Origin of the sequence: Mesorhizobium norvegicum (genome assembly GCF_004919685.1) — a bacterium.
Taxonomy (GTDB): Bacteria; Pseudomonadota; Alphaproteobacteria; order Rhizobiales; family Rhizobiaceae; genus Mesorhizobium; species Mesorhizobium norvegicum.
In genome coordinates this window covers 51,533-66,566 of the sequence record NZ_SMYZ01000047.1, presented here as the reverse complement: position 1 = coordinate 66,566, position 15,034 = coordinate 51,533, and the positions used below count along the sequence as shown (strand labels likewise).

Genomic DNA, 15,034 nt, shown 5'->3' with positions numbered 1-15,034 from the left:
TCAATTCAAGGCCGCGGTGGGCCTTAGCGCCCCGACCTTGGCACCGTTCCGGCTTTCGATGGGCGCGTTTGCCAGTTCGCTCAGCTTCGACGCCAAGGCCTCGTCGGCGCGAAACAGTTTGGCAAGGACGGCGGCAACCATGGCTTCGCCAGCGCGGCCGGCACCATCATCGCATTTGAGCGCGATGCCGAGGCCAAGTTCCGGAATTGCGGCACAGTGGACGCCTTCGGCGCCGCCTTTCGTGAAAATCCGCCCTGGTGCGGCCTCCATCAGCGCGACATCTTCGCGGCCGGTGCCGGCAACGAAGAAGGGCTCGGCCATGCAGGCGGCCAGCAGCCGCCTCGCGGCCTTGGCTCGCTCGGGGCCAAAACCATTTGTGGTGGCCATGCGGGCAAAGCCGAGCGCGAAGCTCCTGAGCGGCACCGCATAGGTCGGGATCGAGCAGCCGTCGATGGCCCGCTCATCCGCGCCATGGACGGCTCCCGTCACCGCCTGCATGGCGTCGCGCACCATCTCCTGCAGGCCGTGCCCCGGCTTGACATAGCCGCGGTGCGCAATGCCGGCGTGGACGCAGGTGCAGAGGAAGCCGGAATGCTTGCCGGAGCAATTGTTGTGCAATGCGTTCGGCGAGCCGCCGGCGCGGGCGAGCGCAATCTCAGCGTCATGATTGGACGGCCAATGCGTGCCGCATTCGAGCGCTGATCCGTCCAGCCCGGCCTTGGCCAGCATGGACCGCGCCAGTTCGACATGTGCCGGCTCGCCCGAATGGGACGCACAGGCAAGCGCCAGTTCGCGGTTGCCGAAACCATAGGCGTCCGCCGCTCCGCTCTCGACGAGCGGCAAGGCCTGGATCGCCTTGACCGCCGAGCGCGGGAACACCGGCTTGGCGGTATCGCCGATTTCCCAGACCGGTTTGCCGTCGGCATCGAAGACCGCAACCGCGCCACGATGCGCGCTCTCGACGATCGTGCCGCGCAAGACTTCGATCAGAACCGGATTTGTCATGGCTACCCCGTAAAAATACGGGCTGCTTCTACCTGATCCGGTCCAATATTGAAACGTAGTTGGCGACCGCCGCACCGCCCATATTGAAGATGCCGCCGAGTTTCGCACCGGGCACCTGGATGCCGCCGGCTTCGCCGACAAGCTGCATGGCGGTCAAGACATGCATCGACACGCCCGTGGCGCCGATCGGATGGCCCTTGGCCTTCAGCCCGCCTGAGGGATTGACCGGCAGGCGGCCATCCTTGGCCGTCGTGCCGTCGAGCGCCAGTCTGGCGCCCTCTCCCGGCTTGGCCAGGCCCATCGCCTCATATTCGATCAGTTCGGCAATGGTGAAGCAGTCATGCGTTTCGACGAAGGAGAGATCGTCGAGCGTCACGCCGGCCGATTTCAGCGCCCGGGTCCAGGCCTGTTCGCAGCCTTCGAAGGTCAGGATGTCGCGCTTCGACATCGGCAGGAAATCCTGCACATGCTCGTTGGCGCGGAAGGCAACGGCACGACGCATCTTCAGTGCCGTCGCGGTGTCGGCGAGGATAAGGGCAGCGGCGCCGTCGGAGACCAGCGAGCAGTCGGTGCGCTTGAGCGGACCGGCAACGAACGGGTTCTTCTCGCTCTCCTGGCGGCAGAATTCGTAGCCGAAATCCTTACGCATCTGCGCATAGGGGTTGTCGACGCCGTTCTTGTGGTTCTTGGCGGCAATCATCGCCAGCGCGTCCGACTGGTCGCCATAACGCTGGAAATAGGCCTGCGCGATCTTGCCGAAGACGCCGGCGAAACCCGCCGGCGTGTCGCCGTCCTCGGGCAAATAGGACGCCTTGAGCAGGTTCTTGCCGATCTCTGGCCCGGGCGTCGTCGTCATCTGCTCGGCGCCGACCACCAGCACGATGCGGGCGGCATTGGCGTCGATGGCGCGGATGCCTTGGCGGACCGCCGCCGATCCGGTGGCACAAGCGTTCTCGACGCGCGTCGCCGGCTTGAAACGCAGCCGGTCGTCGGCCTGAAGCACCAGGCTGGCAGTGAAATCCTGTGCCGAAAAGCCGGCGTTGAAGTGGCCGAGCACGATCTCGTCGACCTCGTCGGGACCGATGCCGGCATGGTCGAGCGCGTCCGTTGCCACCTTGACGATCAGGTTTTCGAGCGTTTCGCCCTCAAGCTTGCCGAAGCGCGAATGCGCCCAGCCAACGATGCATGCGGTCATGGCGGTCTCCATCCTTGACGCGAGCCCAGCACGTGGGCCCACAGTGCACTTTGCGTTTATTGTTCAAATATAAACAATCATCACTGCATCGGAAAGGGCCGGGACCAGACAATCGCTTGGTACAGGCAAAGCTAGCGTCGATTTTTTTGTTGATTGACCCGTCAATAAAAAATAATCCTGTTTCAAAGGATCATAGCGAGATGCCGAAAGTCGGAATGGAGCCATTGCGCCGCAAGGCGCTCATCGACGCGACGATCTCGGCGATCGGCGAGCGCGGTTCGCTCGACGTGACCATGTCCGAGATCGCCGGACGCGCCGGCGTGTCGTCAGCCCTTGCCCATCACTATTTCGGCGCCAAGGACGAGCTGTTGCTGGCGACAATGCGGCACATCCTTGCCGAACTGACCATCGACATGCGCCGCGCCCTTCAATCGGCTGCTACCGCGCGCGAACGCGTTTCGGCCGTGGTTGCCGTGAACTTCTCCGACATCCAGTTCCAGCCGGAAACCATCGCCGCCTGGCTCGCCTTCTATGTCGAGGCACAGAAGTCCCCGGCCTTGCGCCGGCTGCTCAGGGTCTATGCGCGGCGGCTGCACTCCAACCTGATGAGCGGCCTGACCGGCATCCTGCCCAGAGCTGAAGCCGACCGCGCCGCCGAAGCGACCGCGGCAATGATCGACGGGCTCTACATCAGGCGGGCGTTGAAGGACGGCGTGCCTGATGCCGCGACCGCGATCGCGCTGGTCGAGGACTATCTCGAAACCAAACTTGGCGAGCGGCGCAAACAGTGACAACGAAGCGACCCAATTTCCTGATCGTCATGGTCGATCAGCTCAACGGGACCCTGTTTCCGGACGGGCCGGCAGAGTTTCTGCACGTACCGCACCTGAAGGCGCTGGCCGCCCGATCGGCGCGCTTTGCCAACAACTACACGGCGTCGCCGCTCTGCGCGCCGGGCCGTGCCTCGTTCATGAGCGGGCAATTGCCGTCGCGCACCGGCGTCTATGACAATGCAGCCGAATTCGCCTCATCGATCCCGACCTTCGCCCATCATCTGCGCGCCGCCGGCTACTATACCTGCCTGTCGGGCAAGATGCATTTCGTCGGGCCGGATCAGCTGCACGGTTTCGAGGAGCGGCTGACCACTGACATCTACCCGGCCGATTTTGGCTGGACGCCGGACTACCGCAAACCCGGCGAGCGCATCGACTGGTGGTATCACAATCTGGGCTCGGTGACCGGCGCCGGCGTCGCCGAGATCACCAACCAGATGGAGTATGATGACGAGGTCGTGTTCCTAGCCACGCAGAAGCTCTATCAGCTTTCGCGCGAACAGGATGATGAGAGCCATCGGCCCTGGTGCCTCACCGTCTCGCTGTCACACCCGCACGATCCCTACGTCGCGCGCAAGCAGTATTGGGATCTCTACGAGCATTGCCAGGCGCTGGACCCGGAAACCGGGTTCATCGCGCATGACGAGCAGGATGCGCATTCCCGGCGGCTTTACCACGCCAGTGACTATCCCGCTTTCGAGATCACGCCAGAGCAGGTGCGTCGTTCGCGGCGCGGCTATTTCGCCAACATCTCCTATGTCGACGACAAGCTCGGCGAGCTTCTGGACGTTCTCGAGCGCACCCGCATGCTCGACGACACCGTCATCCTGTTCTGCTCGGACCACGGAGACATGCTCGGCGAGCGCGGCCTGTGGTTCAAGATGAGCTTCTTCGAGGGTTCCGCGCGGGTGCCGCTGATGATTGCCGGCAAGGGCGTTCGCGCCGGGCTGATCGAGACGCCGGTCTCCAATCTCGACGTGGCACCGACGCTTTGCGACCTCGCCGGCATCGACATCGCTGCGATCGCGCCGTGGACCGACGGCCAGTCGCTGCTGCCGCTCACCGAGGGCATCGAGCGCACGGCGCCGGTGCTGATCGAATACGCCGCCGAAGGCTCCAACGCGCCTTTGGTGGCGATCCGCGACGGCAGATACAAATTCGTCCATTGCGAGCTCGATCCGCCGCAACTGTTCGATCTCGAAGCCGATCCGCTCGAGCGAGACAATCTGGCCGACGATCCCGCCAATGCGGGCTTGGTGGCGGCCTTCATGGACAAGGTCCAGGCGCGCTGGGACATGGCCGGCTTCGACGCCGCAGTGCGCGAAAGCCAGGCGCGCCGCTGGGTCGTTTATCCGGCGCTGCGCAACGGCGCCTATTACCCCTGGGATTTCCAGCCCCTGCAAAAGGCGTCCGAGCGCTACATGCGCAATCACATGAATCTCGACAATCTCGAAGAGAGCAAGCGGTATCCGCGAGGCGAATGATGTCAGACCTTCTCGTCCCCTCCCTCGACCATCTCAAGCAGGCCTATGCCGTCACATCCAGGGCGACGCAGGTTACGCCGCTGCTGGAATCGACGGCGCTGGCCGGGGAGACGGGGGCGGCCCGCGTCTTCATCAAGCCGGAATCGCTGCAATGGGCCGGCTCGTTCAAGGTGCGCGGCGCCTATTGGCGGCTGAAGCAGCTTTCACCCGACGAGGCGAAGAAAGGCGTCGTCGCCTACTCCTCCGGCAATTTCGCGCAAGGGCTGGCGGCCGCCGGCCAGGCGCTCGGCATTCCCGTCACCATCGTCATGCCGATCGATGCACCGGCCGCCAAGCGCGACGCCACGGCGGGCTATGGCGCGCGCGTCGTGCTAACCGATCATGGCGAGCGCGCGCGGGAGGAAGTCGCGGCCGCCAAGGCCCGCGAGATCGCCGAGACAGAGGGGCTGGCGCTGCTGCATCCATTCGACGATCCGGAGATCGTGGCCGGCCAGGCGGGCGCCGGCCTCGAAGCGCTCGACCAGCTCGAGGCCAAGAACGCCAGTGCCGACCTCTTGTTCTGTTCGGTCGGTGGCGGCGGGCTGATCGGCGGCGTTTCGCTCGCCTTCCACTATCTGTCGCCCGCCACTGATATCATCGGCGTCGAGCCGGAAGGTTTCAATGGCATGGGCTCGTCGCTGGCGCATGGCAGCATCGAGACGATGCCGATCGGCCCGAAATCGATCTGTGACGGGCTGATGTCGCGCCGGCCTGGCGACGCGCCGTTTGCCGCGGTGAAGACGGCAGGTGTCCGCGGCATCACCGTCGACGACCAATCGGTGCGGCGTGCCATGCGGATCGCCTTCGAGCGCATGAAGCTGGTGCTCGAACCGTCCGGCGCCGCCTCGCTCGCGGCACTGCTCGGCGGCAAGGTGAATGTGGCGGGCAAAACCGTCCTGGTTGTGGCTACCGGCGGCAATGTCTCGCTCGCCGATTTTATGGCGCATATGAACCATGCTTGAAGCAGATTTCGTCATCATCGGCTCCGGCTCGGCCGGCTCGGCCATGGCCTATCGCCTGTCGGAAGACGGCAAGCATTCGGTCATCGTCATCGAATTCGGCGGCACCGATATCGGGCCGCTGATCCAGATGCCGTCGGCGTTGTCGATCCCGCTCAACATGAGCCTCTATGACTGGGGCTTTGCCAGCGAGCCGGAACCGCATCTCGGCGGCCGCGTACTGGCGACGCCGCGCGGCAAGGTCATCGGCGGCTCGTCCTCGATTAATGGCATGGTCTATGTGCGCGGCCACGCCCGCGACTTCGACCATTGGGCCGAAGACGGTGCGGCCGGTTGGGGCTTCACTGACGTGCTCCCCTATTTCAAGCGCATGGAAGACTCGGACGGCGGCGAGGATGGCTGGCGGGGCAAAAGTGGACCTTTGCATGTACAGCGCGGCTCGCGCCGCAATCCGCTCTACGGCGCCTTCGTCGAGGCCGGCCGCCAGGCCGGGTTCGAACTGACCGACGACTACAACGGTTCCAAGCAGGAAGGGTTTGGGCCGATGGAGCAGACCATCAGCGGCGGCCGCCGTTGGTCGGCGGCATCAGCCTATCTGAAGCCGGCGCTGAAGCGCAAAAACGTGAGTCTGGTCAAGGGCTTTGCGCGGCGGGTGATTATCGAGAATCAACGCGCCATCGGCGTCGAGATCGAAGCTCACAAACAGATTCAGGTCGTTAAGGCGCGACGTGAGGTGATCGTCGCCGCATCGTCGATCAACTCGCCCAAGATCCTGATGCTGTCCGGCATCGGCCCAGCCGAGCATTTGCGCGAAAACGGCATTGCCGTGGTGGCCGACCGGCCCGGCGTCGGCCGCAACCTGCAGGACCATATGGAACTCTACATCCAGCAGGAATCATTGCTGCCGATCACGCTTAATTCGGTGCTGAACCCGTTCTCGAAAGCGCTCATCGGCGCGCAGTGGCTGTTCTTCAAGACCGGCCTCGGCGCCACCAACCATTTCGAAGCGGCGGCCTTTGTGCGCTCACGTGCCGGCGTCGACTACCCCGATATCCAGTACCATTTCATCCCCGCGGCTGTCCGCTATGACGGCAAGGCGGCGGCCAAGTCGCACGGCTTCCAGGCGCATGTCGGGCCGATGCGATCGAAGTCGCGCGGCTCGGTGACGCTGCGCTCGCCGGACCCGAAATCGCAGCCGGTGATCCGCTTCAACTACATGTCGCATCCAGACGATTGGACCGAGTTCCGCCACTGCATCCGGCTGACGCGCGAAATCTTCGGCCAGTCGGCGTTCGACCCCTATCGGGGCAAGGAAATCTCGCCGGGCAGCCATGTGCAGTCGGACGACGATCTCGACGTCTTCATCAGGGACCACGCCGAAAGCGCTTACCATCCCTGCGGCACCTGCAAGATGGGCCGCGCCGACGACATGATGAGCGTCGTCGATCCGGAGTGCCGGGTCATCGGCGTCGAAGGCCTGCGGGTCGCCGATTCCTCGATCTTCCCGCGCGTCACCAATGGCAACCTCAACGCGCCATCGATCATGACCGGCGAGAAGGCATCCGACCACATCCTTGGCCGCACGCCGCTGGCGCCGTCCAACCAGGAACCATGGATCAATCCGCGCTGGCAGGTATCAGACAGATAGAGCATGATCCGGCGAACGTTCCGCTGGCGCATGATCCCGAAATCGGATTCGATTTTCGGAAAGATCATGCGCAAAATTAAGATGCTGCAGCGTCCTTTGCGCGTCCAAGAGGACGCGCGGCGCTACAGCGAAGACGATTTGGAGACCTCCCATGCGCGCCCAGCCCACGGCATCGCACTATGTCAACGGACGCTACATCGAGGACGAAGGTGGCGCGCCGCTGCCGGTCATCTATCCGGCAACCGGTGAGACCATCGCCATGCTGCGCTCGGCGACGCCGAATGTACTGGAACTCGCCGTCGAGGCCGCGCGGGCAGCGCAGCCCGCCTGGGCGCGGCTGAAGCCGGTCGAGCGCGGGCGCATCTTGCGCCGCGCCGCCGACATCTTGCGCGCCCGCAATGCCGACCTCGCCCGCATCGAAACGCTGGATACCGGCAAGGCGATCCAGGAAACGCTGGTGGCGGACGCCCCTTCGGCGGCGGACTGCCTTGAATATTTCGGCGGTGCGGTTGCCGCCTACAATGGCGAGTCGGTCGATCTCGGCGGGCCCTTCGCCTATACAAGACGCGAAGCGCTCGGCGTCTGTGTCGGCATCGGCGCCTGGAACTATCCGATCCAGATCGCCGGCTGGAAATCAGCACCGGCGCTCGCCATGGGCAACGCCATGGTGTTCAAGCCGTCGGAAAACACGCCGCTTTCGGCGCTGGCACTGGCCGAGATCTACAGCGAGGCCGGCCTGCCCGACGGGCTGTTCAACGTGGTGCAGGGCTATGGCGATGTCGGCGCCGGTCTCGTCGGCCACGATGTCGTCGCCAAGGTCTCGGTGACGGGCTCGGTGCCGACCGGCCGCAAGGTGCTGTCGCTGGCCGGCTCAAAGATGAAGCACGCAACGATGGAGCTCGGCGGTAAGTCGCCGCTGATCGTGTTCAACGATGCCGACATCGAGAACGCCATCGGCGGCGCCATGCTCGGCAATTTCTATTCGACCGGCCAGATCTGCTCCAACGGCACGCGCGTCTTCGTGCAAAGCGGCATCCACGACCGTTTCGTCGACCGCCTGATAGAGCGGACCAAGAAAATCCGCATCGGCGATCCGCTCGATCCCGAAACCCAGATGGGCCCGCTGGTTTCCAAGGCGCAGCATGAGAAGGTGGTCGGCTATATCGAAATCGGCAAGCAGGATGGCGCCGTTCTCGCCTGCGGCGGCAACGTGCCTTCACTGCAGGGTTTTCAGGGCGGCTTCTTCGTCGAGCCGACGGTGTTCACCGGCGTCACCGATGGCATGCGCATCGCCCGTGAAGAAATTTTCGGGCCCGTGATGAGCGTGTTGAAATTCGACGGCGAGGACGAGGTGATCGAGCGCGCCAACGACACCGAATTCGGTCTCGCCGCCGGCGTCTTCACACGCGACCTGCCGCGCGCCCATCGCGTCATCGCCGAGCTGCAGGCCGGCACGTGCTGGATCAACGCCTACAATCTGACGCCGGTGGAGATCCCGTTCGGGGGCTTCAAGCAGTCAGGCATCGGCCGCGAGAATTCTCTGGCGGCGCTGGCGCTGTATTCGCAGCTGAAGTCGGTTTATGTCGAGACCGGGGATGTGGCGAGCCCGTATTGATTGGCGAAAGCCGTAGAGACATCCGATCTCCCCCTTGCGGGGGAGATGGCCGGCAGGCCAGAGGGGGGTGTGAAGGATCGCCAACCTTTGGTCTAATCCATTCATCCGAATACACGTGGTGATCGTCAATAGCTGAGGGTCGGCGGGACAGCCCCCCCTCTGCCTTGCCAGGCATCTCCCCCGCAAGGGGTCCGCAAGGGGGGGAGATTGGCAGCTTCAGCCGCTCAGCTTCCCTTCTCCGCCGTGCTGTCCAGATACTGGGTCAGCGCACAGACCAGGTGATAAAAGATGCTGGCCGGAACATCCGTTGCCAGCGAGCGGCCGCGCTCGTCGATGCGGTCGATCCACAGGCCGAGCGGCGCCGGGTCGATGTGCCAGCGGAACAGCCGGCCGACGCGCGCTTCGATCTCAGGCTTGAGATCGGGGCCACCCGAACCGTCCAGCGCGATCGCCGCCTTCACCGCTTCGGCCTGCGGCCAGCTGCGTGATATCAGGTCGAGCGGCAGGCCCTGCCGCGAGACAGCGCCATAGGCAAGGCCAGTGGCGCGATTGAGGCCATTGGCGACGGCCGAGGCGTAGAGTTTCCTGGCAAAGCCGCTCAACTCGGCCTGGCCGCTGCGCCCGGCGAAATCGACCAGCAAAGAGGCCCATTCGAAATGGTGGCCGGGCTCGGTCCATGAGCCTTTCTCGCCGGCGGAGGGTTTCCATTCGGCATCGAAATACTCGCCAAGCGTCCAGCTTTCCGGATCGAAGAAATGACTGCGGAAGAGGTCGATGATGCGCGCCGCGCGGCGCAGATGGGCGCGTTCGCCAGTGGCCTGATACCAGGCCAGGAAGGCCTCGAGCAGGTGCATATGCGGGTTGGAGCGACGCTCTCCGTCGCCGTCCGATGTTTCGAGGAAGCCGGTCATGCGGCTGTCTTCGAGATGTGCATCGAGAAAGGCGAAGGTTTCCTCGCCGAGCCGCAACGCGTCGGCATTGCCCGACATATGCGCATGCGCCAGTGCCAGGAGCACGCAGGAATGATCGTAGGCATCCTCGGTGGCGTCGGCGACCGAACCGTCGACATTCAGCGTGCGAACCCAGCCGCCTTTGTCGGTACGGCCCTTGCCAGCCATGAACGCGATGCCGTGGCTGATCAACCGGTCGGCCGGACCGTCCCAGCCGCGCGCCCGTGCGACGGCGAAAGCATAGACCTGCCTTGCCATGGTGCGCATGCGCTTGGGCTTCATCAGCGGCGAGGCGTCCAGGCCGAGCGCTTCATGAAAACCGCCATGGCGTTCGTCGACGCCTGATGTCGACCACAGCGGCAAGGTCTCCTGAAACAGCCAGTGGTGCACGCGCCGGCGCCAGGCGCCGCTTTCGATGACGCGGTCTTGCGCCGGCGTGAACCTGGTTTCCAGCCGGCCCGATTTTTCGAGCTGCTCGACGATCTTCTTGACGTGCTGGCTGTGGCTGACCGGAGCGACGAAGGTGGCGTCCGATGTCGAGACGATGGCGACGTCCTTCATGCCGATCGCCGACAGCAGGCGGCCGTCACTGCGGATGTAGGAGTTCTCGCAATCGATGGCGACGACATCGCCGATGATGACATTGCCCTGGTCGTCGGCGGGGCCGACATCGAGCAGCGACTGCCACGAGCCGAGATCGTTCCAGCGAAAGCCGGCCGGCACCATGGCAATGTCTTTTGCCCGCTCCATGATGGCGTAGTCGATCGAGTTCGACGGGATGGCGGCGTAGAGCTCGAGCGGCATGTAGAGGCCGGACAGATCCGATGTCGCTGCCTTGTAGGCTGCTTCGGTGGCCTGCCAGATGTCCGGCTGGAACGCCATGAAGGTGTCCCGCATGGCGCCCGCGCGAAACAGGAAGATGCCGGTGTTCCAATAGAAAGTTCCGGCCTTGAGATAACTTTGCGCAGTCGCAAGGTCCGGCTTCTCGACGAAGCGCGACACGTCGAAGGTGCTGCCGCTTTCGGCTGCGACCTCGATATAGCCGTAGCCGGTCTCGGGCTGTGTCGGCTTGATGCCGAACACCACCAGCCTGCCCTCGCGTGCTGCCTCGGTGCCGGCTTCGACGCTCTGCCAGAATTGGCGCGGGGTCGATATCTCATGGTCCGACGGCACCACCAGCACCAGGCTGTCGCCGAACTCGGACAGCGTGCGCAGCGTCGCCAGTGCGACGGCGGCGGCGGTGTTGCGCCCGGTCGGCTCGAACAGAGGACCGCCGCCGGCGAGGTCGAGGCCGGCAAGATCGGCGTGGACACGATCGGCATGGCGCTCCGCGGCGATCAGGAAGATCGGCGTTTCGCCTTGCGGCCGCGCCGTCAGCCGGCGCAAGGTCTTGGCCAGCATCGAGCCGTCGCCCGACAGATCGTGGAACTGCTTGGGATTGTCCTCGCGCGACAGCGGCCACAACCGCGAGCCGACGCCGCCGCTCATGACAAAACTGACAATCCGCTCGGTCATTCAGGTCTCACGCTCAGAAGGCAATTGGTGCCGGTTGCTATCACACCTAGCCTTTAAGCGGTGTTTATCCCATTGGGAATGCGCTCGGATGCAAGCTCGATGAACGCCTTGACCAAAGGAGAAAGATGCCGGCTGCTCGGATAGAGAACGTGCAGGCCGCCGGCCGGTGTCGTGTAGGTCCTGAGAACGCGCTGCAGTCGTCCGTCATTGATCAACCCTTCGGCGATCGCCTGAGGCAATTGGGCGATGCCGAAGCCGGCGAGCGCGGCCGCGACGACCGCCTGCATTTCATTGGCGGCGAAGCGCCCGGCCACGATGACCGTTTCCTGGCCGCTTGGCCCCTCCAGCACCCAATGTGCGCCTGAGGCCGAAGGGCCGGCGATGACGCATTGATGGTGCGCAAGCTCCGCCGGGCTCTCGGGCATGCCGTGCCGCGCGAGATAGTCCGGGCTGGCGCAGAGCAGCCTGTGCGTGGAGCCGAGCTTGCGGGCGATCAGCGTCGAATCCTGAAGGATGCCGGTGCGGAAAGCGAGGTCTATACCGTCCTCGACCAGGTTGAGCCTGTCATCGGTGAGGCGCAGCTCGACGTTGGTTTTCGGATATATTGCGAGAAAGTCGACCACGGCGCGGATCAGGAAATGACCACCAAAGCCGACCGGGGCCGAAATGCGAATCGTGCCCGACGGCTCCGCCCTCGCTTCCGCGAGGCGCAGATTTGCCTCCTCGATCGTCCGCAGCCCCTGGCTGCTCTGCTCATAGTAGAGACGCCCGGCATCCGTCAGCTTGAGGCTGCGTGTGGTGCGCTGCAGCAGGCGGACGCCAACCTCGCGCTCGAGCGCGGCAACGCGGCGGCTGACCGTCGTCTTGGGCATGGCGAGCAGGCGCGCGGCGGCAGTGAAGCTGCCGGCTTCGACGACGCGAGCAAACACGACGATATCGTTGAGGTCGATCATTGTATCCAAAATTGGGACTAAGTTTTTCAATTATAGCCAATTATGCATCAATGAGACAGACCCTAGTTTTGCTCCAGGAGAAACAAGAAGGAGCAGAGATCATGACCAGCAAGCGAAACATCCTGGTAACCGGCGCCACCGGCCAACAAGGCGGGGCGGTTGCCCGTGCCCTGTTGTCGAGGGGCCATCACGTCAAGGCGCTGACGCGCAAACCGGACAGTGAGGCCGCGCGGCAACTGGCGTCGGCCGGCGCCGATATCGTGGCCGGCGATCTCGCCGACGCAGCCACCGTTGTGAGGGCAGCAAAAGGCGTCGACACGATGTTTCTGATGGGCAACAGCTATGAAGCCGGCCTCCAGGAAGAAACCCGCCAGGGGATCCTTGCCGCCGATGCCGCGAAGGCTGCCGGCATTGGACATCTGATCTATTCGTCCGTCGCCGATGCCGACAAGAAAACCGGCATCCCGCATTTCGAAAGCAAATATCTCGTCGAGAAACATATCGTCGGGCTCGGCATCCCCTACACGATCAGCGCGCCGGCCGCGTTCATGGAAAATGCCGTCGCGCCATGGTCGATCGGCGCGCTCAGCCAGGGCACACATGCCTTCGCCCTGCCTGCCAAACGCGTTCTCCAGCTTGTCAGCCTGACGGACATCGGCGCCTTCGTTGCCGCCCTGGTCGAGCGGCGAGCACAGGTGTTCGGCAAGCGCTTCGATTTCGCCGGGGACGAACTGTCCGGCGAAGAGCAGGCGAAAATCCTGTCCGAGGCCATCGGCCGTCCGATCCGCTATCAGGAAATCCCGATCGCGGCGGCCCGCCAGCAGAGCGAGGATGCGGCACTGATGTTCGAGTGGTTCGACCGCGTCGGTTACGACGTTGATATCGCCGCGTTGCGCAAGGAATTCCCGGAAGTCCGCTGGCACGGTTTTGCCGACTGGGCGCGGACGTTCGACTGGAGCGCCCTGGAGCGGGCAGCTTCCACGACCGATCATTGATCCTAGAACGTCTGATTGTAGGCCCCGACTTCGGGGCTGCGGCGCAGCACGGCGTCGACGGCGTCGAACATCTGTCGGCGACGCTGCGACGATATCGGGCTTTCGACGACCACCACGAGCTCCGGCTTGTTCGACGAGGCGCGCACCAGCCCCCAGGTGCCGTCCTCGGCGACGACGCGCACGCCGTTGACGGTGATGAGATCTGCGATCTTCTGGCCGGCGAAAACCATTCCATCCCGCTTCATGGCCTGAAAGTCGGCAACCACCCGCTCGACCACGCCATACTTCACATCGTCCGCGCAGTGCGGCGACATGGTCGGTGTGCCGAAGGTCAGCGGCAGCGCGCGGTAGAGATCGGCCGTCGAACTGCCGGGGCTGCGATCCAGCATCTTGCAGATGGCGATGGCGGTGACCAGCCCATCGTCATAACCCCGCCCGATCGGCGGGTTGAAGAAGAAATGGCCTGACTTTTCGAAACCGGCGGCGGCGCCAAGCTCGGCGACGCGGCGCTTGATGTAGGAGTGGCCGGTCTTCCAGTAGTCGGTGACGGCGCCGTTGGCGCGCAGCACTGCGTCGGTGTTGAACAGGCCGGTCGACTTGACGTCGACAACGAAAGTCGAGCCCGGATGCTGGCTGGAAATGTCCCGCGCCAGCATTACCCCGACCTTGTCGGCAAAGATCTCGTTGCCTTCATTGTCGACGACGCCGCAGCGATCGCCGTCGCCGTCGAAGCCGAGACCGACATCGGCGCCGGTCTCCAGCACCTTGTCCCTGATGGCATGCAGCATCTGCATGTCTTCAGGATTGGGATTGTAGCGCGGGAAGGTATGATCGAGTTCGACATCGAGCGGGATGACTTCGCAGCCGATGCGTTCCAGCGCTTGCGGGGCAAAAGCACCAGCTGTGCCGTTGCCGCAAGCGGCGACCACTTTCAGCTTTCGCGCGATGCGCTTGTCGCGGGTCAGATCGTCGAGATAGGTCGCGCGAAAATCGCGGACGAAATCATAGGAGCCGCCGCCGACAAGGTCGAAATCGCCGCCCAGCACGATCGCCTTCAGCGCGCTCATCTCTTCGGGACCAAAAGTCAGCGGCCGCGCCGCGCCCATCTTGACGCCAGTCCAGCCATTCTCGTTGTGCGAAGCGGTGACCATGGCGACCGAGGGCGTATCCAAGGCGAACTGAGCGAAATAGGCCATCGGCGACAACGCCAGGCCTATGTCCCTCACGCGGGCGCCCGCCGCCATCAGACCGGACACCAGCGCCAGCTTGATCGACAGCGAATAGGAGCGGAAATCATGCCCGGTGACGATATCCGGACCGGCGCCGAGACGGCGAATCAACGTGCCAAGCCCCATGCCCAGCGCCTGGACGCCGATCAGATTGAGCTCCGGCAGTTGCGCGGAGCCGGGATGGCCGAACCACCAGCGCGCGTCATATTCGCGAAAGCCGGACGCCTTGATCAGCGCTTCGGTTTCGAATTCGAAACTGTTGGGCCGGGCGTCGCCAACGATTTTTGGGGGCAAGACAGCAGAACTCCAGGCGGCGGAAAATACGATCTATCGAGGGCTGCGGCTTAGCACACAAGGCTTTAGGCCACGTTTATCCCGGACCGAAATCCGGGCTTTGCGGAAATGCCCGACGAAAGCGGACGAAATGCGACAGAAGCGCTGCCATTGCCGCTTGCAGGAACGAAGTGTGGCGGCTATAAGCCCGCGGTCTGGTCACGGAGTGTAGCGCAGCCTGGTAGCGCACCTCGTTCGGGACGAGGGGGTCGCAGGTTCAAATCCTGCCACTCCGACCAGAAAAAACAAAGTGTTAGCGCATCCCGACTTTGGCGCTCAAA

Annotated in this window: 11 protein-coding genes and 1 tRNA gene; 7 read left to right on the top strand and 5 right to left on the bottom strand. The window is 64.0% G+C overall.

The window, feature by feature from the left end; all coding sequences use genetic code 11:
• Positions 1-1,005 carry an asparaginase gene (locus FCU66_RS19850; RefSeq protein WP_136617593.1) on the bottom strand — a complete coding sequence of 335 codons (1,005 nt, stop codon included), beginning with the start codon at positions 1,003-1,005 and terminating at the stop codon, positions 1-3.
• Positions 1,006-1,033: 28 nt separating this feature from the next.
• Positions 1,034-2,200 (bottom strand): acetyl-CoA acetyltransferase, encoded by a 1,167-nt coding sequence (locus tag FCU66_RS19845; RefSeq protein ID WP_136617594.1) that lies wholly within the window; start codon positions 2,198-2,200, stop codon positions 1,034-1,036.
• Between the two features lie 200 nt (positions 2,201-2,400).
• On the opposite strand from FCU66_RS19845, the gene betI reads away from it, so the two are divergent.
• The 5 genes from betI to betB all read left to right on the top strand — a co-directional run bounded on the left by betI (position 2,401) and on the right by betB (position 8,778).
• Positions 2,401-2,991, top strand: coding sequence for a choline-binding transcriptional repressor BetI (gene betI / locus FCU66_RS19840; protein ID WP_136617595.1), 591 nt, complete (start codon positions 2,401-2,403; stop codon positions 2,989-2,991).
• On the top strand, positions 2,988-4,517 hold the full coding sequence (gene betC / locus FCU66_RS19835) for a choline-sulfatase (protein ID WP_136617596.1): 1,530 nt from the start codon (positions 2,988-2,990) through the stop codon (positions 4,515-4,517). Before betI ends, betC begins: the two co-directional genes overlap by 4 nt.
• The gene (locus FCU66_RS19830; protein ID WP_136617597.1) at positions 4,517-5,518 is read left to right on the top strand and encodes a threonine/serine dehydratase family protein; all 1,002 of its coding nucleotides are present in this window, start codon (positions 4,517-4,519) and stop codon (positions 5,516-5,518) included. Before betC ends, FCU66_RS19830 begins: the two co-directional genes overlap by 1 nt.
• Positions 5,511-7,163: a choline dehydrogenase gene (betA, locus tag FCU66_RS19825; RefSeq protein WP_136617598.1), complete on the top strand. Its 1,653-nt coding sequence runs from the start codon at positions 5,511-5,513 to the stop codon at positions 7,161-7,163. Before FCU66_RS19830 ends, betA begins: the two co-directional genes overlap by 8 nt.
• Positions 7,164-7,314: 151 nt before the next feature.
• Positions 7,315-8,778 (top strand): betaine-aldehyde dehydrogenase, encoded by a 1,464-nt coding sequence (betB, locus tag FCU66_RS19820; RefSeq protein WP_136617599.1) that lies wholly within the window; start codon positions 7,315-7,317, stop codon positions 8,776-8,778.
• Positions 8,779-9,002: 224 nt separating this feature from the next.
• On the opposite strand, the gene FCU66_RS19815 is transcribed toward betB, so the two are convergent.
• Both FCU66_RS19815 and FCU66_RS19810 read right to left on the bottom strand, forming a co-directional pair.
• A complete protein-coding gene (locus tag FCU66_RS19815; protein WP_136617600.1) occupies positions 9,003-11,243 on the bottom strand; it encodes a mannose-1-phosphate guanylyltransferase/mannose-6-phosphate isomerase in 2,241 nt (746 codons plus the stop codon).
• A gap of 53 nt (positions 11,244-11,296) precedes the next feature.
• Positions 11,297-12,196: a LysR family transcriptional regulator gene (locus FCU66_RS19810; protein ID WP_136617601.1), complete on the bottom strand. Its 900-nt coding sequence runs from the start codon at positions 12,194-12,196 to the stop codon at positions 11,297-11,299.
• Positions 12,197-12,297: 101 nt separating this feature from the next.
• Here FCU66_RS19810 and FCU66_RS19805 point away from each other — a divergent pair, with 101 nt between their 5' ends.
• Positions 12,298-13,191 carry an NmrA/HSCARG family protein gene (locus FCU66_RS19805; protein WP_136617602.1) on the top strand — a complete coding sequence of 298 codons (894 nt, stop codon included), beginning with the start codon at positions 12,298-12,300 and terminating at the stop codon, positions 13,189-13,191.
• Positions 13,192-13,193: 2 nt separating this feature from the next.
• Here FCU66_RS19805 and FCU66_RS19800 read toward each other — a convergent pair whose 3' ends face one another.
• Positions 13,194-14,714 (bottom strand): phosphomannomutase/phosphoglucomutase, encoded by a 1,521-nt coding sequence (locus tag FCU66_RS19800; RefSeq protein ID WP_136617603.1) that lies wholly within the window; start codon positions 14,712-14,714, stop codon positions 13,194-13,196.
• Positions 14,715-14,915: 201 nt separating this feature from the next.
• Between FCU66_RS19800 and FCU66_RS19795 the strand changes: the two genes are divergently transcribed.
• Positions 14,916-14,992, top strand: a tRNA-Pro gene (locus FCU66_RS19795).
• Positions 14,993-15,034 lie beyond the last annotated feature (42 nt).

Excerpts from the sequence above, each read along its gene's own strand:
- betB (WP_136617599.1), top strand. The coding sequence starts at position 7,315 with ATGCGCGCCCAGCCCACGGCATCGCACTATGTCAACGGACGCTACATC.
- betA (WP_136617598.1), top strand. The coding sequence starts at position 5,511 with ATGCTTGAAGCAGATTTCGTCATCATCGGCTCCGGCTCGGCCGGCTCG.
- FCU66_RS19830 (WP_136617597.1), top strand. The coding sequence starts at position 4,517 with ATGTCAGACCTTCTCGTCCCCTCCCTCGACCATCTCAAGCAGGCCTAT.
- FCU66_RS19815 (WP_136617600.1), bottom strand. The coding sequence starts at position 11,243 with ATGACCGAGCGGATTGTCAGTTTTGTCATGAGCGGCGGCGTCGGCTCG.
- FCU66_RS19810 (WP_136617601.1), bottom strand. The coding sequence starts at position 12,196 with ATGATCGACCTCAACGATATCGTCGTGTTTGCTCGCGTCGTCGAAGCC.
- FCU66_RS19850 (WP_136617593.1), bottom strand. The coding sequence starts at position 1,005 with ATGACAAATCCGGTTCTGATCGAAGTCTTGCGCGGCACGATCGTCGAG.
- FCU66_RS19805 (WP_136617602.1), top strand. The coding sequence starts at position 12,298 with ATGACCAGCAAGCGAAACATCCTGGTAACCGGCGCCACCGGCCAACAA.
- FCU66_RS19845 (WP_136617594.1), bottom strand. The coding sequence starts at position 2,200 with ATGACCGCATGCATCGTTGGCTGGGCGCATTCGCGCTTCGGCAAGCTT.
- betI (WP_136617595.1), top strand. The coding sequence starts at position 2,401 with ATGCCGAAAGTCGGAATGGAGCCATTGCGCCGCAAGGCGCTCATCGAC.